The sequence below is a fragment of the Vulcanisaeta sp. JCM 14467 genome, from assembly GCF_001316245.1.
Classification (GTDB): Archaea; Thermoproteota; Thermoprotei; order Thermoproteales; family Thermocladiaceae; genus Vulcanisaeta.
This window is the reverse complement of the sequence record NZ_BBDM01000005.1, coordinates 107,483-131,100: the sequence shown is the minus strand read 5'-3', so window position 1 is coordinate 131,100 and position 23,618 is coordinate 107,483. Positions and strand designations below refer to the sequence as shown.

22 protein-coding genes, 5 pseudogenes and 1 CRISPR repeat array are annotated in these 23,618 nt (G+C 47.3%); of the genes and pseudogenes, 12 read left to right on the top strand and 15 right to left on the bottom strand.

Features of this window, described 5'->3' with window-relative positions:
* The first annotated feature begins 2 nt into the window (after positions 1–2).
* Positions 3–1,933: pseudogene (locus JCM14467_RS06590) on the top strand (beta-CASP ribonuclease aCPSF1).
* On the opposite strand, the gene JCM14467_RS06585 reads toward JCM14467_RS06590, so the two are convergent.
* Entirely contained in the window at positions 1,917–3,824 is a 1,908-nt protein-coding gene (locus JCM14467_RS06585) for a glycoside hydrolase family 15 protein (RefSeq protein WP_252900962.1), read from the bottom strand. The pseudogene JCM14467_RS06590 and the gene JCM14467_RS06585 sit on opposite strands and share 17 nt — an antisense overlap.
* A gap of 93 nt (positions 3,825–3,917) precedes the next feature.
* On the opposite strand from JCM14467_RS06585, the gene JCM14467_RS16685 reads away from it, so the two are divergent.
* Positions 3,918–4,457 carry an EamA family transporter gene (locus JCM14467_RS16685; RefSeq protein WP_252900961.1) on the top strand — a complete coding sequence of 180 codons (540 nt, stop codon included), beginning with the start codon at positions 3,918–3,920 and terminating at the stop codon, positions 4,455–4,457.
* Positions 4,457–4,750: an EamA family transporter gene (locus JCM14467_RS16680; RefSeq protein ID WP_252900960.1), complete on the top strand. Its 294-nt coding sequence runs from the start codon at positions 4,457–4,459 to the stop codon at positions 4,748–4,750. Before JCM14467_RS16685 ends, JCM14467_RS16680 begins: the two co-directional genes overlap by 1 nt.
* 182 nt (positions 4,751–4,932) lie before the next feature.
* Here the strand turns inward: JCM14467_RS16680 and JCM14467_RS06575 are convergent, their stop codons facing one another.
* Positions 4,933–5,394 (bottom strand): hypothetical protein, encoded by a 462-nt coding sequence (locus tag JCM14467_RS06575; RefSeq protein ID WP_054849554.1) that lies wholly within the window; start codon positions 5,392–5,394, stop codon positions 4,933–4,935.
* 185 nt (positions 5,395–5,579) lie between these two features.
* On the opposite strand from JCM14467_RS06575, the pseudogene JCM14467_RS19985 reads away from it, so the two are divergent.
* The 3 genes and pseudogenes from JCM14467_RS19985 to JCM14467_RS16660 all read left to right on the top strand — a co-directional run bounded on the left by JCM14467_RS19985 (position 5,580) and on the right by JCM14467_RS16660 (position 8,542).
* Positions 5,580–7,329, top strand: a pseudogene (locus tag JCM14467_RS19985) (acyl-CoA synthetase).
* Positions 7,330–7,386: 57 nt separating this feature from the next.
* Positions 7,387–8,262, top strand: coding sequence for an ATPase domain-containing protein (locus JCM14467_RS06565; protein ID WP_054849553.1), 876 nt, complete (start codon positions 7,387–7,389; stop codon positions 8,260–8,262).
* A complete protein-coding gene (locus JCM14467_RS16660) occupies positions 8,222–8,542 on the top strand; it encodes a hypothetical protein (RefSeq protein WP_252900956.1) in 321 nt (106 codons plus the stop codon). The genes JCM14467_RS06565 and JCM14467_RS16660 overlap by 41 nt, the downstream gene beginning before the upstream one ends.
* Before the next feature lie 170 nt (positions 8,543–8,712).
* On the opposite strand, the pseudogene JCM14467_RS06555 reads toward JCM14467_RS16660, so the two are convergent.
* The 3 genes and pseudogenes from JCM14467_RS06555 to JCM14467_RS16650 form a co-directional block, all read right to left on the bottom strand.
* Positions 8,713–9,121: pseudogene (locus JCM14467_RS06555) on the bottom strand (Zn-ribbon domain-containing OB-fold protein).
* A 1-nt stretch (position 9,122) separates the two neighbouring features.
* Complete coding sequence (locus tag JCM14467_RS16655) at positions 9,123–9,758, bottom strand: thiolase family protein (RefSeq protein ID WP_252900955.1); 636 nt, start codon at positions 9,756–9,758, stop codon at positions 9,123–9,125.
* Entirely contained in the window at positions 9,706–10,131 is a 426-nt protein-coding gene (locus JCM14467_RS16650) for a hypothetical protein (RefSeq protein WP_252900954.1), read from the bottom strand. The genes JCM14467_RS16655 and JCM14467_RS16650 overlap by 53 nt, the downstream gene beginning before the upstream one ends.
* 201 nt (positions 10,132–10,332) lie before the next feature.
* On the opposite strand from JCM14467_RS16650, the gene hmgA reads away from it, so the two are divergent.
* The 4 genes from hmgA (at position 10,333) to JCM14467_RS06530 (ending at position 13,976) form a co-directional block, all read left to right on the top strand.
* On the top strand, positions 10,333–11,583 hold the full coding sequence (gene hmgA, locus JCM14467_RS06545; protein ID WP_054849552.1) for a hydroxymethylglutaryl-CoA reductase (NADPH): 1,251 nt from the start codon (positions 10,333–10,335) through the stop codon (positions 11,581–11,583).
* Between the two features lie 113 nt (positions 11,584–11,696).
* Positions 11,697–12,116 (top strand): hypothetical protein, encoded by a 420-nt coding sequence (locus JCM14467_RS06540; RefSeq protein WP_054849551.1) that lies wholly within the window; start codon positions 11,697–11,699, stop codon positions 12,114–12,116.
* A gap of 67 nt (positions 12,117–12,183) precedes the next feature.
* On the top strand, positions 12,184–12,795 hold the full coding sequence (locus JCM14467_RS06535) for a cysteine hydrolase family protein (protein ID WP_054849550.1): 612 nt from the start codon (positions 12,184–12,186) through the stop codon (positions 12,793–12,795).
* A 167-nt stretch (positions 12,796–12,962) separates the two neighbouring features.
* Positions 12,963–13,976 carry a lysylphosphatidylglycerol synthase transmembrane domain-containing protein gene (locus JCM14467_RS06530; protein WP_054849549.1) on the top strand — a complete coding sequence of 338 codons (1,014 nt, stop codon included), beginning with the start codon at positions 12,963–12,965 and terminating at the stop codon, positions 13,974–13,976.
* Here the strand turns inward: JCM14467_RS06530 and JCM14467_RS06525 are convergent.
* The 5 genes from JCM14467_RS06525 to JCM14467_RS16640 all read right to left on the bottom strand — a co-directional run bounded on the left by JCM14467_RS06525 (position 13,954) and on the right by JCM14467_RS16640 (position 18,288).
* Positions 13,954–16,236: a DEAD/DEAH box helicase gene (locus tag JCM14467_RS06525; protein WP_054849548.1), complete on the bottom strand. Its 2,283-nt coding sequence runs from the start codon at positions 16,234–16,236 to the stop codon at positions 13,954–13,956. The genes JCM14467_RS06530 and JCM14467_RS06525 overlap by 23 nt on opposite strands.
* Positions 16,237–16,261: 25 nt before the next feature.
* Positions 16,262–16,450, bottom strand: coding sequence for a hypothetical protein (locus JCM14467_RS16645; protein WP_252900953.1), 189 nt, complete (start codon positions 16,448–16,450; stop codon positions 16,262–16,264).
* A 4-nt stretch (positions 16,451–16,454) separates the two neighbouring features.
* On the bottom strand, positions 16,455–17,138 hold the full coding sequence (locus JCM14467_RS06520) for a hypothetical protein (protein ID WP_252900952.1): 684 nt from the start codon (positions 17,136–17,138) through the stop codon (positions 16,455–16,457).
* Between the two features lie 159 nt (positions 17,139–17,297).
* Positions 17,298–17,668: a CRISPR direct-repeat array (repeat unit 25 nt; unit sequence GTTTCAATATTCTATTGAAATCCTC).
* Positions 17,669–17,997: 329 nt separating this feature from the next.
* Positions 17,998–18,105: a hypothetical protein gene (locus JCM14467_RS19980; protein ID WP_342765493.1), complete on the bottom strand. Its 108-nt coding sequence runs from the start codon at positions 18,103–18,105 to the stop codon at positions 17,998–18,000.
* A 6-nt stretch (positions 18,106–18,111) separates the two neighbouring features.
* A complete protein-coding gene (locus JCM14467_RS16640) occupies positions 18,112–18,288 on the bottom strand; it encodes a hypothetical protein (RefSeq protein ID WP_252900951.1) in 177 nt (58 codons plus the stop codon).
* Between the two features lie 80 nt (positions 18,289–18,368).
* Here JCM14467_RS16640 and udp point away from each other — a divergent pair.
* Both udp and JCM14467_RS16635 read left to right on the top strand, forming a co-directional pair.
* Positions 18,369–19,201 (top strand): annotated as a pseudogene (gene udp / locus JCM14467_RS06515) (uridine phosphorylase).
* A pseudogene (locus JCM14467_RS16635) lies at positions 19,201–20,499 on the top strand (purine-cytosine permease family protein); the annotation flags it as partial. The pseudogenes udp and JCM14467_RS16635, both read left to right, overlap by 1 nt.
* A gap of 137 nt (positions 20,500–20,636) precedes the next feature.
* On the opposite strand, the gene JCM14467_RS16630 reads toward JCM14467_RS16635, so the two are convergent.
* The 5 genes from JCM14467_RS16630 to JCM14467_RS06490 form a co-directional block, all read right to left on the bottom strand.
* The gene (locus tag JCM14467_RS16630; RefSeq protein ID WP_252900950.1) at positions 20,637–21,779 is read right to left on the bottom strand and encodes an MFS transporter; all 1,143 of its coding nucleotides are present in this window, start codon (positions 21,777–21,779) and stop codon (positions 20,637–20,639) included.
* A gap of 138 nt (positions 21,780–21,917) precedes the next feature.
* Positions 21,918–22,133 (bottom strand): hypothetical protein, encoded by a 216-nt coding sequence (locus tag JCM14467_RS06505; protein ID WP_054849546.1) that lies wholly within the window; start codon positions 22,131–22,133, stop codon positions 21,918–21,920.
* A 23-nt stretch (positions 22,134–22,156) separates the two neighbouring features.
* A complete protein-coding gene (locus JCM14467_RS06500; protein ID WP_054849545.1) occupies positions 22,157–22,411 on the bottom strand; it encodes a hypothetical protein in 255 nt (84 codons plus the stop codon).
* A 131-nt stretch (positions 22,412–22,542) separates the two neighbouring features.
* Positions 22,543–23,190: a protein-L-isoaspartate(D-aspartate) O-methyltransferase gene (locus JCM14467_RS06495; RefSeq protein WP_054849544.1), complete on the bottom strand. Its 648-nt coding sequence runs from the start codon at positions 23,188–23,190 to the stop codon at positions 22,543–22,545.
* 45 nt (positions 23,191–23,235) lie between these two features.
* Positions 23,236–23,616: a DUF779 domain-containing protein gene (locus JCM14467_RS06490; RefSeq protein ID WP_054849543.1), complete on the bottom strand. Its 381-nt coding sequence runs from the start codon at positions 23,614–23,616 to the stop codon at positions 23,236–23,238.
* Between the last annotated feature and the right edge of the window lie 2 nt (positions 23,617–23,618).

Genomic DNA, 23,618 nt, shown 5'->3' with positions numbered 1-23,618 from the left:
GTATGGCATCCTTAAGGGAGGAGATGGAGAAGAAGATTATGGAGATCCTGCCCCCCGAAGCCAAGTTCTCTAGGGTTGACTTTGAGGGCCCGAACGTGATTATCTACGTGATGAATCCAAAGTACGTTATGGAGCATAGTGAGTACATTAAGACCCTTGCTAAGGAGTTGAAGAAGTACATAATCATTAGGGGTGATCCGAAGGTTAGGATTAGGGAGGTTGATAAGTTGAAGAAGGTTATTACGGACATGGTGACTAAGAGCGTGGGCTCAAACATAATCGATGACATAGTGGTTGATGAACCCACGGGCGAGGTGTACGTATACCTTAGGAAGCCCATTAGGGAGAGGAGTAAGTTGGAGAAGGATATCCTGGCCGAGACTGGTTGGAAGCCCTGGATAATACCCACGGCCCTCGAAATGGGAGCAGGCCTGCCCAGGTCTGACATTGACGCTGTTAAGCAGATTCAAATAGCCACTGCCAAGGATAGGCTTGAGTTCCTCAGGAGGCTTGGAATGAGGATTCATAGGGAGCCCGTGTATAGGGATGCGAGGATAACCGTTACTGGACTGGGCGCCCAGATGGAGGTGGGTAGGAGCGCCATACTGGTGAGGACTAAGGAAAGTTCAATACTACTTGACTGCGGTGTTAAGCCGTCAAGTACAGGCGATGAAGCGCCATTACTCGACGAGCTTGACTTGGACACCTTGGATGCCGTGGTCATAACCCACGCCCATATGGACCACATTGGTTTTGTGCCTTACCTGTTTAAGTACGGTTATAAGGCCCGGTCTACATGACGGAGCCGACCAAGTACCTAATGGAGGTGCTCCTAACCGATTACATAGAGCAGGCCGAGTCTGAGGGCAGGGTTCCACCTTACAGTAGGCAGGACCTAGCCCAGGCCCTTTACCACACAATAACCCTTAACTACGCTGACCACCCAACGGACATATCGCCAGACACGAAACTCATGCTATACGACGCGGGCCATGAGGTTGGTTCGGCAGTGGTCCACCTGCACATTGGTAATGGGTTATACAACATAATCTACACGGGCGACATGAAGTACGGCCCAACGAGGCTACTGAACCCGGCGCATAATAAGTTCAAGAGGGCTGAGTTACTCATTATGGAGAGCACGTACGGTGGTAAGGAGGATGTTCAACCACCTAGGCAGGAGAGTGAGCAGAGACTTATTGAGTTGGTTAAGCACGCTGTTGAGCATGATGGTAAGGTTTTGATACCGGTCTTTAGTACGGGTAGGGCTCAGGAAATACTCCTGGTGCTTAATGAGGCGATTAATAATAAGCAGATGCCCAAGATACCGATCTACGTCGATGGTATGGTTCTCGAGACACTGAACGTTCACTTAATGTTCCCCGACTACTTGAATAGGACGTTGAGGGAGATGATCTATGATGGTATAAACCCATTCCTGAGTGAGTACGTTAAGCCAATCGAGAGGGCTAGGGACCCTGAGAAGCGTAAAGAGCAGGTCATGGAGATACTGCAGGGGCCGCCAGCCGTGATACTTGCACCTCATGGTATGCTTAATGGTGGGCCTATAATGGATTACTTCGTGCATGCGGCTGAGGATGAGAGGAACATGCTCATCTTCGTTTCATATCAGGCGGAGAACACGATTGGTAGGAGGATTCAGCAGGGTGAGAGGAAGTTGACGGTTAGGTACTACTCTGATAGGGTTACGCTTGACATTAAGATGAAGGTTGAGTCCATACCGGGCTTCTCGGGGCATAGTGATAGGAGGCAGTTGATTAATTACGTGAGGAACATGGAGCCTAAGCCTCATAAGATAATGCTTGTTCATGGTGAACCAAGTAAGATCATGAACCTAGCCCTGACCCTGGAGCTCCAGCTTAAGATACCAACCGTCTTCATGAATAATGGCGAGACTATAAGGCTTGTCTAGGGCTCCTCCCATAAACTACGATCATTACTATGGCGAGCATGATAACCACTATAGCGATAAGGACAATGGTTGTGACCACGGGTTTCTGCGGCGGCTTATAATTAAGGGCTGCGAGTACATACATAGCGGCTGACCAGGTGAGTGGAGATGTTGTCGGTAATGGGTAGCCAAGTCTCGGGTCAACGGCTTCAGGCAATAAGCCATGCTGCGAATGCTCAACACACCATGTAAGCAGGTTATAGGCGCCTGTGTAATTTCCGACGTCCTCATAGTACATGGCGAGGAATAACGTGGTTATTAACCAAGGCGGGTCTGGCGCTGTACTATCGTAGAGACTTGAGTCATAGTGATAATCATCGCCTGGGAACCTCGCTAATCCTCCATTAACCATTAATGCACGCGCTACAGTATTGACGGTACTCACTGCCCTGGCACTGCATGGGTTTATTAACCCCATGGTTATCGGTAATATCACTGACGAGTCAGGTATTCCATTAGGTGCGTAGGTCGCTTGTGAGCCACTAGCCGTATACACCACCGTACTTGTAATTGCTTGTGAGTAGAACTTGCCCGTGTAGAAGTACCTCTGTATTGTGGCGTTTAATTCATCGGCGGCCCTGAGTATCCCCGTGTTATTGAGACCAAGCACTCTATAGATCTGTGCCGAGACATATAGGCCTAGGTCGTCGATTGCCTGGGTCCAGAAGTTATAGGCGTAGTTGCTCTCCCAAATGCTTAGGTCCTTCGGTATTAAGCCATTATTCTCCCTAATGCTCATTAATTCCCAATTCAGTGACTTGTTGAGGCAGGGTAGCACCGCCAGCAGGAAGGTCTTGTTGTGCGTGTCCTCATAGAATTGCCAAACACCGATCTGGAACAACCCAATGCTATCGTACTCGGGAATACCGAAGGTCCTGTCGGGCGTTCCATACCAGAAGTTATAGCGTGTGTACCAGGTACCACTCAAGTTCTGGGCACTACACATCCAGAGCCAGTACTTCATGGCTGGTTCGTAATAACCAGCCGCCTGCAGCGCCATTGCTGCGAATGAGGAGTCCCTAACCCAGCTATAGAGGTAGACTGGCTCGGGGGATGCCACGAACTCGCCAGTAACTGGGTTTTGGTCATCCATTAGAAGGAGGAGGCTCAGGTAATACTCAGTGAGCAAGGCACCACTTAGCTTAGGCTTTCTCGCTAGTTCCAACCACTCACTGATCTCCTTATTGTTAATGCTCATTAGCTCATTAATCGGAATTACTGACTCACCACCAAGGTTTAGGACTAAGTACGTGTAATTACCGCTGACACTAAGTACAGTCCAACCATCCACACTCCTTACCGCAATCCCACTACCTGAGTATATACTGAACAGGAGTGGCGACTTGATGACTATGAAGGTATCATTAATTACCTGGTACGTGTAGGATGCCGGCATGGACACGTCGATTGTGAGTTGACTACCCGACCTGGCAATGATGGTTATGGTCGTATAATTCGGCGGTATGAATATTGATACCTCACCATTACTGCCCTTAATAACTACTGTATTATTCAGCGTTAAGTATGCCTCACTCGTATTTCCCAGGTTTATTATCGTTACGTTAATGCCAAGGAGCCCATATTGTCCGTAAAATACCTGGAGGATTGATGGTGGTCCTGAGGATTCACCGTTCAGCACCGGTTTTGGTATTGGGTAACCCGTGGATACGTATATGCTTAGGTTCCTCCAATTGCTTAGTAGTAGGTATGATGGTGATGATGCGTTTGTCGGTATTTGCACCATGGCTTGTCGCTGAGTCAGTGATAGGCTATTACTAAAGCGCCAATTATTAGTAATGCAATCCCAACGATCAGGGATGCCGCTCTTCGATTCATTAATTGATAAGTTCATGAGGACATTTAATATTTTTACCTGGAATTGGCGTTCAATCAGTGAATTAGAAGAATGCCTTTAATACCTAAAGTTACATTCCAGGGAGAACATATGCTGACTTACCTAATAGGCATTGCACTGGCGGTGGTGGCGTCACTCACCTGGGCAGTATCGCCAATACTCTATAGGGTCGGCGCCAGTGACAGCGTATTCGATGACCTAATATCGAACTCGCTTGGCGCCTTCGTATTAGCCATACCATTCATACTACTCAAGCCACCATTAAATGGTGGTGCCTGGCTTTACGGTACCCTCTTCGCCATACTTGGGCCAATGTTTGGGACATACGTATTCCTAATCTCGCTTAGGTATGCAGATGTGGGCATTGCCAATGTCATATCCTATGCCTATGTCGTCATGCTCCCCATATTGTTGCTTGTGATTAGCCCGTCATACCTGACTTATACGTGGCCTGCCATACTGATAATGGTCGGTCTCTACTTAATAATGGGTTCGGGTAAAGGCACGTTTTATGGGTACTTCATGGCGCTCCTGTCAGCCATACTCTACGCCTTCTCCTTCCTAGCTCTTTACAGGCTTATGATTACACAAATCCCTGGGGTATCATATTCATTAGGGGGGTCACACTGATGATTGGGGCATTAATACTGAAAATGGCGGTTGAGGGCTTTAAAATCAAAATTAGCAATAAGGTCTTTCTTGCCGGGCTCGTTAGTTATGGTGTTGGAGGCCCACTGTACATATTGTCCGTGGACTACGCGGGGATTGCAGTGCCAACGTTAATAACGGCATTGTCACCCGTGATAACTGAGGTCCTGGCAGTAGTAAAGCTTAGGGAGAGACTAAATCTAAGGTCGGCATTGGGCTTTACAACCGTCGTAGCCGGCATAATAGTGGCATCACTGATTGGCATTCAGGTTTAAATCCCCTAAGGGAGGTAAATTACCCGGTGATGATGGTCGATGATATGGATGACCGGTGATTTAGGAAGAGACGAGCTGATTAAAGATTATACTTGATATGAAAATAAAATTGATCGTGAGTAAAAATAAAGAAAAAGAATACAAAGAATATGATTTTTAAAGGAAAGGAAGAAATGCATAAATTATGGTAAGACGATACCAACCGCGCCTGCGTAAGCTAATACGAAGAAGAGAAAGCCATCTATAATGGATACCATGCCAGCTATCCTGCCTATCATTGGTTTATTCATGTAATGAGCAATCGAAAGTAGTATCGTTATTATGGGCAGTAAGCCGATAGCAATTGACAACATTATGGCGTGCATTGCAATGAGTTCTGCCGTTATTAATGCGAAGAATATGCCAGTGAACCAAAGGGCATGATTCATTGCCATTAAGTTCTTACCTATGATCAAGCCAATACCTAGCATCCACAGCAGTAATACGAACGCAGCAGCGACTGTTGCACCAAATACATCGCCCTCCATTATTATGAAGGCCATGGCTATGGTCTCCATTAGGGCGCCTGAGAGTAGTACGATACCGAAATCCCGCGGCTCATTTTTACCCACACCGACATTAACGAAGCCTATTACAAGGAGCATAACCGCAGCCTCCCAAAACAGGTATTTAGAGCTGTCTGTGCCACAGAGACCATATCGATCTATTCCCCTTGCTAATTAAAGTTTATAAGTATTACCTTATATTTACTTACATATAGTGTAAAAGACTAAAATACATTAGTGGGTAAAATTTATAAATTCATTAATTAGCATAGAATGCAGAGAACATGAGCAGCTCCACATTTAATGGGTTCCTGAGACAGAGAGAATTACTACTGAATGCTAGCAGTTATGAGGAGGCTAAGGCGAACTTTCAGTGGCCATCGCCTGGTGAGTTTAATTGGGCCGTGGACTACTTCGATAAGTACCTTGCCGAGACCGCCACCAATCCCGCCCTCATTTACATAAACGATGAGCTGTTTAAGACCGGCGACTCCCGAGTCTTCAGTTATCCAGAGCTCAGGGCAAGGTCTAACAAGTTGGCTAATGCACTCACCGAGTTGGGTATTGGCCGTGGAGACGTTGTCATGGTAATGCTCAACAATAGGCCTGAGTTATTCGACTCATTCCTTGCGTTAATGAAGATGGGTGCTGTAATATCGCCAGCAACAACCCTGTTGCTACCTACGGATATTGAGGATAGAGCCGCGAGGGCGCACTTTAAGGCCGTAATAGCCGATCCAGAGGTAGTTAGTAGGATTGATCAGATCAGGGATAGGCTTGAGAAGCTCGGTGTTAAATACTTCATAACCATTGGCAAGCCAGGCCCTGGCTGGCTTGATTATTACGAATTAACCAGCGGCAAGTCCGAGAACTTCCAGGGAGTTAAGACAAGGACAGATGAGCTGCTCCTGATTTATTTCACATCTGGCACAACGGCAAAGCCAAAGATGGTTATGCACACCCACGCAAGCTACCCAATTGGTCACCTAACAACGATGTACTGGGTTGGCGCCAAGCGGGGTATAGGCACATGAACATATCAAGCCCTGGCTGGGCTAAGTGGGCTTGGTCAACATTCTTCGCAGCATTCAACGCGGGCGCTACCACGGTGGTTTACGACTATAGCGGCAGGTTCAGTGCGGCCAATCACCTCAAGATTCTTGAGAATTACGGCATTGACACGCTATGTGCGCCACCAACTGTTTGGCGTATGATAATACTTGAGGACTTAACGAAGTATAACCTAGAGAAGATCAAGAGCTTCGTGAGCGCGGGCGAACCATTGAACCCGGAGGTCATTGAACGTGTTTATAAGGCCACTGGTAAGTACATACGCGATGGTTATGGGCAAACCGAGACCACGCTCATGGTTGGTAACTTCCCAGGTATGAAGATCAAGCCAGGCTCAATGGGTAAGCCAGCCCCTGGTTACGACATTGTACTGGTTGATGAGGATGGGAACCCAGTGGGCGTTGGTAAGGATGGGCACATAGCCGTTAGGGCAAGCCCAAGGCCAGTGGCCTAATGGTTGGTTATGATGATGAGAATAAGAATAGGGAGGTGTTTAGGCTCGGCCTATACTTCACCGGCGATGTGGCATTCATGGATGAGGATGGGTACCTAACCTTCGTCGGCCGTGCAGACGACGTCTTCAAGTCAAGCGACTATAGGATTAGCCCATTCGAACTTGAAAGTGACCTGCTTAAGCACCCAGCCGTGGCTGAGGCGGCCGTGGTCCCAAGCCCAGACCCAATAAGGGGCTTCATACCTAAGGCATACATAGTCCTCAAGCCAGGCTACACGCCAAGTAAGGATTTGGCTTACGACATATTCAAGTTCATTAGGCTTAACATAGCGCCGTATAAGAGGCCCAGGGTTATTGAATTTGTGAATGAGCTTCCCAAGACGATTAGCGGTAAGATTAGGCGTGTTGAGCTTAGGGGCCTTGAGCGTGAGAAGAGGAATAAGGGTGTTAGGGGTGAGCATGAGTACTTCGAGGATGACTTCCCAGACATTAAGCAACTAAGAGTTTAATATCGCATTACTAATTTAAAAATGTTTTTTTAAATCCAGAACCGCAACCCGCATTTGATGTCTAGTTCTGTGAAGAGGATTAGCCTTGGGATTGATTGGCTTAATTATGCATTACTCGGCGGTGTTCCTCGCGGGAATTGGCTTCTGGTGACTGGCGAGCCTGGCGTTGGTAAGTCTATATTGACTATTCAGGCTGCTGGTGCTAATGTCGATGCTATGCCTGTTGTTTACGTGAGCACCGAGACAAGGTTCTTCGACGTTGTTAGGCAGGCTAGGCAGTTCAACATTGACCTTAGTGATGCGGTTAGTCTCGCAGACGTACTTGCTGGTAAGGTGAAGGACGTGAAGACAAACCTAGTCGTGATTGACCTCTTTGGCTTGGCTAGACAGTACAGGGAACTCCTCAAGGCTAGTGAGGAAGAGGAGGGTAAGTCAAAGGCTAAGTCACCACTTAGCATGGAGGTTGTCATGGCGAGTATCGAGAGGGCTTACGAGGTCCTCGGCGTGAGTGAGGAGGGTAAGGTGACTAAGGACGTCCTCGTGATAATAGATAGTCTAGCCCCAATGTGGGCCCACGCCCCCGCCATGGCTAGGTTGATAACGTATAGATTAAGGCAGCGTCTCTATAGGTCTAATGTTACGGTCATAATGACTAACCAATTCGCACCAACCACGGGCATGACCTTTGGGTTTGGCGCAGAACATATCGCCGATGCCATAATCCACATGTGGATTGAACAACCTGAGAAGAAGAAGGAGATTGAGAGGTGGTTAATAATAAAGAAGGCACGATTAACAAATCATTACAGGAAGGCCATGAAGTATGAAATCGAGCCAGGCAAGGGCTTAGTACTACTGGAACCGAGCATTGATGAGTTGAAGAAGTGGTTTGATGAGTATGCAGGAGGGAGGGAATCAAGCGAGGAGGAGTGACTGCAGTCAGGAGGTAATAAGTGCAATGGAGGAGTTCCTATGGACTCTATTGGGTAGTGGTGACAGGGATAAGGTAGTTAGTAGGTTAATGGCATGCGGTGAGTATGCCAAGCCCTACTTGGACGTTGTAAATGGTAATGACCCAGGTAATACGATATCGGCTGCGGTGTCGTATTATCAATACGTTAGGTTAGCTAGGGGTGAATTACGTATAAGTAGGGATTATCTGACGGGCATTGATGAGGACCTAACAGAGCCAATCATGGCTACTCACTCATAGTCGAGGCCCTGACCCATGCATTGAAGGCCCAGGACTACGTAACAGCGGGCTTCCTGGCAGACCTCGCATTTATTGTAAGGTCATACGTACTCTGTGTGGGTAATGGTAATGAAGGTTTATGTGATTGGATTAAGAGGCGTTTAAGGTGAGGGTCTTAATTCTTAAGAGGTTTAGCAATTATTGATTGGTCTGAACTTATAGCCGTAGTTTATTAAGCCGTATGTACCGTCCATCTTAACCATCCTAAACACAACCTCAACGTCAATGCCAGGGCTCAACTTCTCCGTCCATGCAATCCACTATCTGGCCAACAACCCTAACGCCACCTAGGTCAACTACGCCGATGATGAGGGGCTTCATCTTCTCAAACTCAACGGGCACTGAGTAAAGTACGGTGAAGTTTATGAGCTTACCAGTGCTTGGCAACGGGTATGGCCTAAACTCCCTAGAACCACACTCGCACACCGCCCTTGGTGGGTAGTAAATCCTGCCACACTTAACGCATTGAACGCCCTCAAGCCTGTAGTACTGGGGCATCCTCCTCCAGTACCTTGGTATGGATAGTCTTTGGTCCACCATGTCAGCTCACCCTCCTGAGTATTACTGCTGTTGATACTAAGTCGAAACCAGCCATGTCCTGGACAATACCCAATTCAGCCCTACCCAGTGACTCAAAGGGCTTTATGTTCATAAGTTCCATAACCATTAAGGCCAATTCATACATACCTGACGCCCCACCAGGGAATCCCATGGCCTTAAGTCCACCACCCGCATTAACGACCAATTTATTACCCGCATCCAACGCACCGGTGGATAGGAGTCTAGGCGTCTCACCAGGCCTAACGAGACCCATGGACTCCAGTGCGAGCATGCCAAGTATGCTGTATGTGTCATGAACCTCCGCAAGGTTTATTTCGCTTATCGACACATGCGCCATCCTAAGGGCCATGTTTGTGGCATCCCTAACAGAGTGTAGTTCCGTTAATGAATCCCTCTGGCCCAGGTATGTCCCATAGGCACCAACGCCAATACCATCAATCCTAATCACAGCGTCACTCTTAATGGGCTTATTGCATAGTATTACCGCGGCTGAGCCATCCACGGCGGGCGCAACATCATAAAGCCTAAGTGGGTCGGCAACGACCTCAGACTCAAGCACGTCCTTAAGCGTTGCCTGCTTCTTCATATAGGCCAGTGTTCTTACTCCCTCTCTCATGCATTTTTATTGGCCATATCGCCAGGTCCTCATAATCATAACCATACTTAACCATGTACTCCTTCATCGCCATCGCGGCCTGGGCCGCCGGCGTTACTCCGAAGAATCCCTCATACTCATAATCAGTTATTGTGGATAACGCCTTATTCAACTTAACATTAACAACATCATGCATCTTCTCAACTCCAACAACAGCCACACAGTCATAAATCCCCGCCTTAACCATGTTGTAAGCCTCTAGGACGGCAATACCGCTTGAACCATCACCACTCTCGATCCTGATGGCCGGTATTCTCCTAAGGCCAACGTAATCGGCTAGGTAGGCCCCAAGGACGCTTTGGTCTTGAAGCACCTCGGAGAAGGCGTTAGCCACGTATATGGCGCCCAGGTCAGCATTACCGACCTGGTCAAGAACCTTTAGGAAGCGTCGGCGAATAACTCCTTCAGCCCCTTCTCATAATGCCTACCGCCAGGTACGAGGGAGTGGGCTACGACGTATACTTCTGTCGTATTAAACACCAGCAGCTGCCATAAATGTGAAGTTTTTAAATATTCCCTGAATATAGCCCATGTAATGGTTGAGGAAATAAGTCTCGAGGACATATTCACGAAAATTGATAAGGGCGAGCTAAAGCTTCACGAGCTGGACAAACTCTTTAATGATTCAAATAAGGCGACCGAGGTTAGGAGGAGGTATATTGAGAGTAGGGTTAATATGAAGCTTGATAATGTTGGTAGGACCGTCATCGACTTCAACACAGTGGTTGGTAGGAATATTGAAAACACAATAGGGGCTGCGCAGGTGCCAATAGGAATTGCAGGGCCTCTACGAGTAATTGGCGATTATGCCAATGGACTATACTACATACCGTTAGCAACCACGGAGGGTGCGCTGGTAGCTTCCGTAAATAGGGGTGCCAAGATAGTCACTGAGGCGGGTGGTGCCAGAAGTAAGGTTATTAATGATGGGATGACGAGGGCCCCTGTAATTGCGGTGCCAAGCGTTATTGATGCCGTGGAACTCGTTAATTGGGTTAATGAACACTTCAATGAGGTAAAGAGTGTGGCTGAGTCAACAAGTAGGCATGCTAAGCTAGTCAGTATTCAACCGTTTATTGTTGGTAATAATGTGTGGCTTAGGTTTAAGTTCACGACCGGCGATGCGATGGGTATGAACATGGTAACAATAGCCACGGACAAAGCCGTCAAGTACATACTGAATCACTTCCCAAAGGCGCGGCTAGTGGCGCTTAGCGGTAATATGTGCGTTGATAAGAAGGCCAATGCCGTAAACTTCCTACTCGGTAGGGGTAAGACCGTGATTAGCGAAATCGTGATACCAAGGAATACGCTAGAGAAGTGGGGCGTAACGGCGGAGGATGTGGCCGAGGTTAATAATAGGAAGAACCTACTCGGCTCAGCACTGGCTCACTCCTACGGCTTCAATGCCCACTTCGCCAACATAATAGCGGCCATATTCATAGCCACAGGGCAGGACGTGGCGCAGGTCGTTGAGTCAAGCATGGGCATTACCTGGATGGAGCCACTCAATAATGGGGACCTCTACGTATCTGTCACGTTGCCAAGCCTTGAGGTGGGTACTGTGGGTGGTGGAACTGGTTTACCAACGCAGAGGGAGATGCTTCAAATGCTTGGTGTTTACGGCTCGGGAAATCCACCTGGGACAAACGCCCTTAAGTTTGCGGAGATCGTGGCGGCGGCGGTGCTTGCCGGTGAGGTGAATCTCGTCCTTGCATTGGCCAGGGATGAGTTGGCTAGGGCTCATGAAATGCTTGGTAGGGCTGGTAAGAGGGGTGGTGCGTAGTTTCATCATTTTCTACGTATTATAAATATATTTTCATCTACATACTTCTACGTACTCTCTATAGTACATAAATTGAAGTGATAAGGCTTATAAAGAGTTGCGCTGGCAATTCTGTGGGGATTAGTTTGGTAATTTATGTTTCTCCCGATAAAAAGGTCGTTGAGAAGACGCTTCAAACCGAGCTTAAGCGGATAATGCTTAGTGAGTTAATAGACGGTGAAGTAATTATCGGCGCCGCCATCATTGATTCAAACGGCATCCCACTTATTTATCATATCCCAAACACCCTCACCGTTAAATCCCTCAAAAACCTCCTCTCCCTCATAGAGTTCGTTGATCACACCGCTAAAATCAATGATGACCTCCTCGGTTCATATCAATACCTCATAATTCGCTTCTCAAACTTCAAAATCGCCTTCTTCGAAATGGGTTCCAAGGGCTGGTTGATGGTTTTCGTGAATCCTGTCTGGCACGTTGAGAATGTGATGTCGAAGATAAAGCAGTTCATGCTTAGGGTTCAAAGGATGATTTAAAATTAATATGAATAGGTAATTTTTTGCCGCCTCAAAAATATTAGGGTGTCTATCAGTCCTGGAGGTAATGTCGAAAGTAACAGGTACTGTGAAAATACCCGAGATTGAAATTAAAGAGGAGGTTCAACTCCCCGCATCAAGCACCGCGGTAATAGTCGTCGACATGCAGAATGACTTCGTAAAACCAAGCGGAAAACTCTACGTATCAACTGCGCAGGCCACAATACCAGCGATAAAGAAGTTATTGACGAAGGCTAGGGACGCAAACGTACCCATAATATACACCCAGGACTGGCACTTCAAGAATGATCCTGAGTTCAGGATTTGGGGCGAGCACTGCGTAATGGGTACATGGGGTGCGGAGATTGTCGATGAGCTTAAGCCCATGCCCGATGACATAGTGATTAGGAAGCGCAGGTATGACGCATTCTTCGGCACTGACCTGGACTACGTGCTTAGGCATGTTGTTCACGCAACGAACCTAGTGATAGTAGGTACCGTGGCCAACATATGCGTACTACACACAGCCGGTAGCGCCGCACTTAACTGGTACAACGTGGTCGTACCAATTGATGGGATCTCCGCACTTAATGAGTTTGATTATTACGTAGCCCTTAGGCAAGTGTCGTTCCTATACACGGGCGTACTTACCAGGGTTGATGGAATCAAATTCGTATAGTCTCATCACGTGCCTCGGTAATAAACTATTCCTATAATTTATCTAGCATTAATATTGAGGAATCACTTTCAATTTAAAAAGAGATACGCAAGTCATAGCCAAGAAATTACGGGATACTAAACCCCTGTGCGAAAACCCTTAAAACTGCGATAATTCGGTTAATTAGATTGAGTAGGCATAACGGCATTAGCGGTGGAGACTGGCGTAGGGATGCCGTATTCATAGTAATTTCCATAGCCGTAATAATGGCGACGATAATTATACTAATAAAATCAGGCCTAGCAAAGGCCAGGTACGAGCCCCCCAAATACCCATTCTACCTGGTAATTTCCGAGCTCATATACCTAGCCCAATTATCGCTGGTTGGCCTTAGACTCAGCATAATCTTTGATAGGGGCATGGGCTATAGGGTAGGGACCGGGGAACTCATTAAAATAGCCGCGGCACAAACATTCACCTCACTGCTTGTACCGGGCTTCTACATTGGTGGTGAGGCCGTATCAATAGCCTACCTAACATTTAAGGGATTGCCGACGACCAGGGCTACCGAGGGAATAGTCCTTCGCTACACGGTTGACACAATAACATTAACATCCATAGTACTCGTGCTTTACCTACTAAGCCTTGTCGCGGTCCCCTACATAGCGCTCATAATGGCATTAATACTGCTCCTGGCCTACGTAGTGTTGTTCATAGCAATAGTGAGTGCGAGGTTGGGTAGGTACATTGAGAAGGTATTTAGGTTTATCAGCTCGAAGATAAGCATTGCAAGTAACTTCATATTGATCAATGAGGGTGAGGTATACGGTATCAAGCTCACGGTAATTGATTACCTCGCGCTCTTTCTCGCATCAATAATCCAATGGGTGTTGTCAGGACTTAACGTAGTAATGATATTCTATGCCCTCGGCATCCACATAAGTTTGGTGAGTGGGATCCTAATCTCATCCTCCTACATAATCCTCACGTACATATCAGTACTACCTGGATCAGCAGGCATTGGTGAACTCGCTAACCTATACATACTGAATAGCCTTGGCCTGGGTAGTTATTACCTGGCCTATGATGTTTGGTTTAGGGTGATAACGTACGTGGTGCCGTTAATTATACTCATGCCCGCATTCCTCAGTATTTCTAGGAAATTAGCGATGATAGGCACTAATCATAGGAGCCCTCAGTAGGTAACTCGGTAATTTTAGATGAGACACCCTTCATTATTGAGTCAATAACCTTAATGGCATTCTTCCTTGACAGGTAATGATTATCATTGCCACAGTACGGCGAGTAAACGCACTTGGGGCAACCATCAATGCACGTGCAATGAGTAAGCACGTTAAGCGATATCCTGAGAACCTCATCGATATTCCTAAGGAGCATCTTGGCAGTGCCCGAACCGCCTGGGTATGAGTCATAGATTATTATGTGACCTGTTGGGTATGAAATGCCGCCCAGGTCCGTGGGTCCAGCACCAATCACGTTCTCTCCAACCATTATCATTATGTGCTCAGCAGCATGGTAAGCCTTACCCCTCTCAACAACGTCAACATTCTCGAACGGACTAAAGGTTATGAACGGAGCGTAAATAACAATGCCCTTAGTCCTGAATTCATACGTGAACGGTTCATTAAACTCCCTCCTCTCCACAACCTCACCACTACCAAATCTCTTAACCACGTAACCATGAACCACCTCCCTAATCGTTAACTTAACGTACTGATACGGCACGGACTTTATGAAGCCCTCCTCAAGGACCTCATCAATCCTAGGCTCGGAACTGTAAAGCGCCGTTGTATAGAAGTCATAATCACTCGGTAGCTTCCTCACGTGGGCAGTCCTGCTTCCCAGGTCCAACTTATAGACCTCATAGATCCTGCCACCATGCAGGTAAATCGCACCGTCATGAAGCTCCCTAAGCGCCATGGGCAACTCCCTATACCCAATGACCCTTTTACCCTCGACAATCTTAACAACGTCACCAATACCCCTAATACCGTGTATAGCCTTGGCAGCCTCACGACCTCTGTCAGTCACGACGTAGTAATTACCCCTAACCTCAACCAAACCCTCACTCACCAGTGACTTAAGAATCTCCTCACAATAAAGATCCACGGAACCGCTCCTCACAGGCCTTTCATAAGCCATTAATAGGCAGTGCTTCCTGGCAATCTCATCATTCCTCCACTCAACGTATAAGTCCTCAGGTCTCCTCATGTAGAACTCCCGCGGGTTCGAACTATAGTACGTACTCATCGGGTCATCACCAAGGACCTGGATCACATAGGCCCTCTGACCCCTCCTACCAACCCTACCAGCCCTTTGCAGGTACTTGGAGTAGCTCGGTGGTATTGTTGCCATTACCGCAACATCAGCATCACCAACGTCAATACCCATCTCTAGGGTCGGCGTTGATAAAAGAATTAAGTACCTACCCTCCCTAAACCCATCCTCAACCTCATGCCTCTCCTCAATCGTGAGCCCAGCCCTATGAACCCTAACCCTATCACCAACGCCAGCCCTGTCAAGGAGCCTCTTAATCAACTCCACAAACCTATGACTATCAGCAAACACAAGGCACTTCATACCCCTCCTAATACATACCTTAGCCAACTCAGCAGTCTCAGCGAGCCTACCCCTAGTTATTGGACTAACCAGGACATGCCTAACCAAGCCCCTCCTACCCTCAGGACCCCTAACAAGCCTAACCTCATCAACACCAAGCAACTCCCTAGCAAAGTCAACGGGATTCCCGACAGTGGCCGTGGAAACAACGAACTGGCGATCACGCATGAACCTACCCATCCTCTTAAGCACGTAATGAACCTGAGCACCAAAGACCCCATTATACACGTGAAAGTCATCAAGAACAACAACGCTATACTCACGTAGTAAATCCCTAAACCTACCAACGTGGGTCAACGCCTCACTAACCATGTCTGGGTTCGTAATGAGTATGTCCGGCGGTGATGAGTATATCCTAGACCTGACCTCGCTTGGTGTGTCACCGTCATAGGGCATTACCGATATATTAATTGCCGCGAAGTACCTCTGCATCCTAAGCAATTGATCCCTAGCCAAGGCCTTGGTTGGGTACATGATCAGCGCCTTAATACCCTCCTTACTGATCATTGAGATCAATGGTAGTAAAAACGCCTCTGTCTTACCGACACCAGTCCCAGCCATTATGACCGTATCATCACCACTAACTATTGATTGATAAGCCTCCCACTGAAAGTCATAAAGCCTATCAACACCAAGACCCCTCAACTTATCTATTAGCCCTTTAGGTAAGTCCAGGCTATCAACTGACGGGCCATAACTGGGCTCTATGGGTTTATCCTCATGAACGTAGAGGATCAACCTAGCCCTATCACTACCCAATTCTCCAATGAAATCATCCTCAAGCATGTACTTAGCCACAACAAGCCTATCGCCCCTAATCATCAACCAACGAAAATAAGCCACACACCTAGTAATTAATAACTTTGGGCGCACCCAGGCGCATGTACTTAATCTCATCATTTGCCTTGAGCCTTAGCACCTTCGGCTCAATCACGGTTAATTTATCCCAACGCCTAATCACGGGTCTCAACCTATTACCACACCTTGGGCACTTCCTCATCTCACCCTCAGTCTCATAATCAATGTAGCAATTCACGCACCTAAAAAACGTTGAGCGCTTTATGCCCGTCAAAGTCCAGGGAAACCACACTAGGTATCTCCATAACCACTATACCATCAACGACACCCTGCAACTCCTCAATAATCTCCCTCCTGAGTAATGAATTATCTAATGCTGCGAGGAATTCCTTACTTCCATAAGTTAACCTGAGCTTATCCCTAATACGTAATAACCACTCCTTATTAATGACCACATCCCTGAGAATAACACCATAAGCCCTAACAGGCTGCTGAACCTGCACGTCAGGACCCACGACCACGTAATTCACAGAACCATCACTGACCTTCTCGCCAACATGCACAACTTCGATGAGGTCACTACTAATGCTTACGAAATCATCAACCAAGACACCATCCGCACCACCAGCCAGGGCAGCCCTAACAAAGTCATTAACTGGGTCAGGCATGGCTGATGCGTGAACAAAGACCCTAAGCCCAACCCTCCTAGCCCAAGCAACCACGGTGACAAGGGAAACCAACTGCCTAAGCCTAACCAACAACTGACGAAGGGTATCACCACTGACATTATTCAACTCCACAATTGGTTCCGGCGGAACCACCGGCGTGGCATCCCTAACGTACCTAACAACCTCAAGACCCTCAAATAACCAGGAACCAACAAACATACACCAGGGAAACCCACACCACCCAACAAACAACCTCATATCCCCAACCACCAGAAGAAACAAACCCAATTTACAACTTTCCACCAACAAAACCAAGCCACAAATACTCTAAAAGAAGAAAACATACCCGAAGAAAACCCTAACATTCTATTGAAACCCTCTAGGAAGTACATCATTGTGGTGAGGGTTGATGGGCAAGTTTCAATATTCTATTGAAATCCTCACGAATAGTATCATTAATGAAAAACGACCTATCTGGAACAAGAATCATCGTTTCAATATTCTATTGAAATCCTCATAGGCGTCATAAGCGTTTAGACCTGGCTAGGCTTTATGGTGTTTCAATATTCTATTGAAATCCTCGTTGGGTCTTGCACCCTCTTCCTCCTACGCTCATTGTTGTACTCAATGTTTCAATATTCTATTGAAATCCTCGCGTGGGCTTTTGGCGTCATGCCCGTCGTTGCGTTGAATATGTTTCAATATTCTATTGAAATCCTCTATAGCCTTACCCAGATTTTGCGTAGGGCAATGATTATTTTGAGTTTCAATATTCTATTGAAATCCTCTGGTTCGCTGGTTTATTTGTCCCTTTATAAGTTTTTCTTCTTCGTGTTTTGCTTCCATTAGAACATCTTTCTACTCCTAATCTTCACGAACCGTGTTTGTTCTCACGATTTGTATTTGGAATTGAATTGTTGTTCCCACGATCAATTCAACTTCTAAATATCGTGTTTGTTCTAATGGTAATTTATACAATGTAAAACGGAATGTGTGCACGGTACCATGCACTCTATACGAACATTGATGCGTTCAACTCCGCAAAGGAAATGCTTAAAATTGCATGCACGATTTCGTGCACGCTAAATATTCTTCAGTGCATGGCTTCGTGTCTTTGTTAGGGTTTGATTAGGGTGGTTGTGTGGTTGATTATTTGGTTTAGTCTTTCTTGGGTTGGGGCTTCGGCGTAGATTCTAATGATTGGTTCTGTCCCGCTGCCCCTGATTGGGACTTAGGAGTTGTCGTTGAAGATTACCTTCACGCCGTCTATCGTTATTAACTGCCTGGTGTCACCGAGTTCCTGGAGCTTCCTGATTATGGTGTCCCTATTCCTGTTGATGAATTCCTTACCGTTGTTGAAGGGCATGTCAACCCTCCTATAGAATGACCTACCATACTCCCTAACCACCTCATCAAATAGTCCAGCCAGGCCACCGTACTCGGAGATATCGGTTAACTCTTTAAAGATTATAATCGCCTTATTGGTTAATGTCCGCGCTGAGGCCCACGGTTGGTACAAAGGTATACCACCTAATGGCCGGCCCCGGTGACGTAGCCCCATACGTCCTAACGCCGGGCGACCCAGACAGGGTGCCTAGGATCGCTAAGTACTGGGACAGTGCGCGGGCGATAACCACGCATAGGGAGTACGTGACTTACACGGGCACGTATAAGGGAGCCCCAATATCTGCCGTGTCCACCGGGATTGGCGGGCCCGCGGCTGCCATAGCCATTGAGGAGTTGTTGACCCTTGGCGCAAACACGTTCATTAGGGTTGGCACGACTGGGGCGTTGCAGGAGTGGATTAGGGTTGGTGATGTAATTATAAACACGGGTGCCGTGAGGTTAGACGGAGCAAGCAACGCCTATGCAATGCCGGAGTACCCAGCCGTGGCCAGTTACGACGTCGTGCTAGCCTGGTGACGGCAGCTGAAATGCTCGGCGTTAGGTATCACGTGGGTTTAACGGCGTCGACCGCGGACTTCTACGTTGGGCAGGGTAGGCCTGGCTTTGGGGATTACCAACCGCCGTGGTCCAGGGACATCGTGAGCACGCTATCCTCAATGAATGTGCTCAACTTCGAGATGGAGGCGGCCACGATATACACGATAGCCAATGTCCACGGCGCGAGGGCTGGTGGTGTCATGGCGGCCATAGCCAATAGGAAGACCAATGAGTTCGTACCCGATGCAGGTGTTGAGGATGCGATCAGGGTGGCAAATGAGGCAGTTAGGATACTGTATGAGTGGGACAGTATTAAGTCAAGCATGGGCCTAAAGCACCTAACAATGAACGTGATTAAAGAGTGGTTGAAGAGGTGATGGCCATGGTCCTGGAGGAATTTGATGAGAAGAAGCTGGAGGAATTGGCCAAGGGTTTGCCCGAGTTTGGCAGGTTTGGTAAGGAGTTGGAGACGATAGGTGTTTTACCAATACCAACAAGGCTGAGGAGGTACAGGTCGTATAACTTGTTCATATTTTGGGCGATGGCGTCGGCCTCTGCCGCAACTCCATTGGCTGGTTACCTGCTCTTTAACTTAGGGCTTAAGGGCATGTTGATCGCAATAACCTTTGCCTTCATACTTGGTGTAATACCCACGCTACTGTTCTCTGAGATGGGTAGGGAGATACCACTGACGGCCCTGGTAATCGCCAGGAAGACCTTTGGTTATGGCACTGCCCAGGCCCTGTCGTTACTATACACGGTGATTAATATTGGTTGGTTCGCGCTGAACAATGCCGTTGGTTCGGAAATACTCGCCGCGGTGACTCATACGCCGATTATTTATTGGTACGTGATAATGGGCGCAATACAAATATTCCTGGTAATACTTGGGTTTAAATGGCTTGAGTACTTCTACAGGTACACATCAGTAATACTGCTGATCAGCTACGCAGTACTGACTTACTACCTAGTCACGCAGTACCACGTATCCTGGTCAACCCTATGGTCAACGACGCCAAGCCCCAACGCCCAGTGGGGAGCCGCAATAGACCTAATGCTGGCCTTCGGTGCATTGTCATGGGCCTACAAGACATCGACAACGTCGAGGTTTGCGAAACCCGCTGATAGGGTGAATATAATCTATGGCTTGGCCACGCCAATAGGCATTATAATACCGATATACCTAATGGGCATCCTCGGCTTCGCCGGGCAGTACTACGCCCATAACTGGAACATTGCAGCCTTATCCTTCCCACCATCAACACCAATTTGGGTCTTGATAGCTGCCCTAGGCGCCTCACTGGCTATAATACATACAAATGCCATGAACCTGTACCCATCTGCCATTGACTTGCTAGTGGCAATTGACCCAGCAATAAGGAGATTCAGGAGCGAGTTTAGGGCCAGGTTAACTCAGCCTGTGGCAATCTTAATACTGGGTATTGCATCAATAATAGCCTCAATATGGATACTCTCGCTGATAGAGAACTTCCTAAACCTAGTGGGCTTAACCATATTCCCACTAACCTTCATCCTAATCTTTGACTGGTTCCTGAGACTGAAGAGGAATGTGCATACGCTGGATGACGTTAGGAGGTACTTCTATGACATACCCAGGGAGCCACTGAGGAATATCGGCATTGCGGCGATCGTGTCCTTCGTGGTGGGTAGCCTATTAATGAGTTACCTACCAACCATGGCCCCATCGGTATTCCCGAGGTACCTACCGCCTGAGTACACGGGAGCGTTAATCGGCGGTTTGATATATTTAATACTCATGTTGTTGGCCATGAGGGTTAGGAAATTATCATGCTACTGCCTTAAGGCAATACTACGTGCTGCGCTCCTTAAAATCAACGTAGATATCAACGCCAGTACTGAGCATATCATCATCACAACACCAATGCCAAACCCAAGGTTCTCTATGAAGGTCATGGCTACAAGGGTGGGGCCTACACCACCTAGGATTCTGCCCAGGGTGAATACGAAGTTTGATGCTGTAGCCCTTACCCTTGTTGGGTATAATTCACTCATCCAGATGCCAAGGTAGGCGAAGATAGAGCTCGAGAAATAGGCCAGGACCATTGAGTAAGGTATTGAGTACCTCAGTGTGGTTATGGCCGAGGTGGTGCTGAGCAGTGCCGAGGCAACCACGGCGATTATGGATAGAGCTATCAACGTCCTATCCCTACCAAACACATCCGATAGATAGCCAGCCAGTCCATAAGCCACCGCACCAATTATGGGTAAGGCCACGAGCCATAGGCCCAGTGGCTTGGCATCAATGATCCTTAGGTACGTTGGTGCAAGGCTAACCAGTGGTATGGTTAGTAGGAATGCGGATGCCACGAGTATGGTCCCAAATATGGTGATCAACAGGTAATCTCTGCCGAATAATTCTCCGTATTTAACCCCTGTAATGCCTGCCCTCCTAACCGTCTCGGGTATGATGAGGACCCAGGGTAGTGAGAGCACGAGACTTGAAGCACCAATGATTATTAGGGCAAGTCTCCACTGGGGTATTAGGCTTATAACCGCGGCGTCGATCATTAGCCCAATGAAGTAGAGACCCTGAACAATACCACCCATTAAGCCCCTACCCCTGGTCCAATTCTCGGCAATGACTGGGTACGTAATGCCATTCTCGGAGTTAACGCCGAACCCAACAACGAACCAGGTAGCGTACAACTCCAATAAATTACTAGCTAAGCCCGCCAACATGGTGAATACGGAAAACAACACTATGGAGATGACCAGGCCAACCTTACGGCCATAGGCATCAGCCAACATACCAACCACAACACCACCAATTGCACCACCAATGAACGACAGGGTCACTGCGAACGACAATTCTGATATACTAACGTGCATTGCATTTGCAATCTCCGGGAATAAATATGTTATTGAAAACACGCAGTATGCGCTCATTAAGAATGGAATGAGAACACCAACCATCACCAATGACCTAGACGTCACACCCACGATAATGCACAGCCAATTTTATTTATTTCCCACATAATAATGAGGCATACACGCCAATAAAGCTGAAGGTTACTTTTGACTGTTTGATTGCATAAATGCATACTTGTGGCGTTACTCAGATTCGAGTAACGCCTTGTAGAGGTTTAGTGGGAATGTGCGATCCATACCTAAGTAATCCAGGAGTATTAGGTATAGGTCAAATGGCACGGCACCAGCCATTATCACCCTTGTTATGAAGAACCTCGCATCAGACTCACTACACATTTTCACAGTCTCCATGGCCTGCAACGCAGAGAGGGCAGCGTATAGGCCAAGGTTAAAACGCATTCTAAGGAGTACCGCCCATATATCTAGGTACTGCTCAATGTTCTTTGCATCCGCGGCCTTCTTAACGGCTCCTGAACCTCAGTGAATTTATTTAACCATGCAGTTATTTGGTCCTTCAACTCGGGGTATAACCTCATTAATGCATCAACTGCGTTCTTCGTTATAGTGCCGTAATTCCTCTGCACGCACTCACTCGGCTTTATGTTGATTGCCAGGTTCATTATTTGGGCCGTCCCCTTTACCTCACTCTTCACATCCTCATCCTTTACAGTACCCATAAAGTAACAATATTTAGGGGGTATTTAAGTATTTAGTAATTGAACCTTACTCAACAAATTCGGCCTATTTCTCGAGCCCTATCCTCTGCTTATGGTCATTATTAATTTATTTTTAATATCGAATTACAGCATTATTCCTCACCATACCTCATCCTCACGAAGGATACATAGGTCACGGGCTTCATGTGGGGCATATTGTCCTCCTTAGTAACCACATACAAGACCTGGGTAAGCCCCTCCTCGATGGGTATGACCATTATTCCATCACTCGATAATTGCTCGAATAGTTTAGGCGGGATTTTGGGGGCAGCTGCCGTAACCAGAATCCTATCGAAAGGAGCATACCTAGGTAAGCCCTTCGAACCATCACCAATAAATACATGAACAACGTCTAGATAACCCAGCTTGGCGAGGTTCTGAACGGCATAAAGGGCAAGCCCTGGGTAATACTCAATAGTATACACAACCCCCCTCCTCTCCATGGCCTCCGCACACACTGCGGCGTGGTACCCCGTGCCCGTGCCAACCTCGAGGACCCTAAGCCCAGGCTTAAGATCAAGTAATTCACACATCATCGCGACCATGTGCGGCGCTGAGATCGTCTGGCCGTACATAATTTCCAGTGGTGTATCCTCATACGCATAAAGCCTTAGGTAGCTCGGTAGGAATTCCTCACGGGGCACCGTGAGCATAGCCCTCTCAACCCTATCACTCCTGATTATCCCCTCATCCTTAAGCGAATTCACCAACCTCCTCCTCGCCGATGCAAAATCAATCATTACAAACTAACCATTAATTATTAAGTCTAAAATTCTTCCTACCCATCACTGAGGAAACTCCATACTTAATCCCTTCGACAGCGTGACCTTCATCGCCTTAAAACCAAGCCTCAACCTAACACCCTCAAGAACATCAAGCGAGAAGGAATCATCAACAACGCCGTTTAGGGGCTCAACCTTAAGTGTCAATATCCATCCATTGTAGGCCTCCGCCAGGTTACGCTCTATGTAGAATGGCACACCATCAACCCTACCAACCTCAACATAATCACTACCAACAATGAAGTCACTAGCCCTATATACCTGGGGCTCGGTTGGTGAGCAGCACCCGTGGCCGAGGATTATTATTATGTCACCATACTTCTCCCTCATGCTCCTAATTAACTCCCTAACATCATCACCATACTCAACACTAACATTCAACACAA

Bases quoted from the DNA above. Each gene is read 5' to 3' on its own strand.
- JCM14467_RS06535 (WP_054849550.1), top strand. From the start codon at position 12,184: ATGTCGAAAGTAACAGGTACTGTGAAAATACCCGAGATTGAAATTAAA.
- JCM14467_RS06525 (WP_054849548.1), bottom strand. From the start codon at position 16,236: ATGATTAGGGGCGATAGGCTTGTTGTGGCTAAGTACATGCTTGAGGAT.
- JCM14467_RS06500 (WP_054849545.1), bottom strand. From the start codon at position 22,411: ATGGGTACTGTAAAGGATGAGGATGTGAAGAGTGAGGTAAAGGGGACG.
- hmgA (WP_054849552.1), top strand. From the start codon at position 10,333: ATGGTTGAGGAAATAAGTCTCGAGGACATATTCACGAAAATTGATAAG.
- JCM14467_RS16680 (WP_252900960.1), top strand. From the start codon at position 4,457: ATGATTGGGGCATTAATACTGAAAATGGCGGTTGAGGGCTTTAAAATC.
- JCM14467_RS06505 (WP_054849546.1), bottom strand. From the start codon at position 22,133: ATGCGTTTTAACCTTGGCCTATACGCTGCCCTCTCTGCGTTGCAGGCC.
- JCM14467_RS06565 (WP_054849553.1), top strand. From the start codon at position 7,387: ATGTCTAGTTCTGTGAAGAGGATTAGCCTTGGGATTGATTGGCTTAAT.
- JCM14467_RS16655 (WP_252900955.1), bottom strand. From the start codon at position 9,758: ATGAGAGAGGGAGTAAGAACACTGGCCTATATGAAGAAGCAGGCAACG.
- JCM14467_RS06575 (WP_054849554.1), bottom strand. From the start codon at position 5,394: ATGCTCCTTGTAATAGGCTTCGTTAATGTCGGTGTGGGTAAAAATGAG.
- JCM14467_RS16660 (WP_252900956.1), top strand. From the start codon at position 8,222: ATGAGTATGCAGGAGGGAGGGAATCAAGCGAGGAGGAGTGACTGCAGT.
- JCM14467_RS06520 (WP_252900952.1), bottom strand. From the start codon at position 17,138: ATGAGGTTGTTTGTTGGGTGGTGTGGGTTTCCCTGGTGTATGTTTGTT.
- JCM14467_RS16685 (WP_252900961.1), top strand. From the start codon at position 3,918: ATGCTGACTTACCTAATAGGCATTGCACTGGCGGTGGTGGCGTCACTC.
- JCM14467_RS06585 (WP_252900962.1), bottom strand. From the start codon at position 3,824: ATGAACTTATCAATTAATGAATCGAAGAGCGGCATCCCTGATCGTTGG.
- JCM14467_RS16630 (WP_252900950.1), bottom strand. From the start codon at position 21,779: ATGGTTGGTGTTCTCATTCCATTCTTAATGAGCGCATACTGCGTGTTT.
- JCM14467_RS06495 (WP_054849544.1), bottom strand. From the start codon at position 23,190: ATGATTGATTTTGCATCGGCGAGGAGGAGGTTGGTGAATTCGCTTAAG.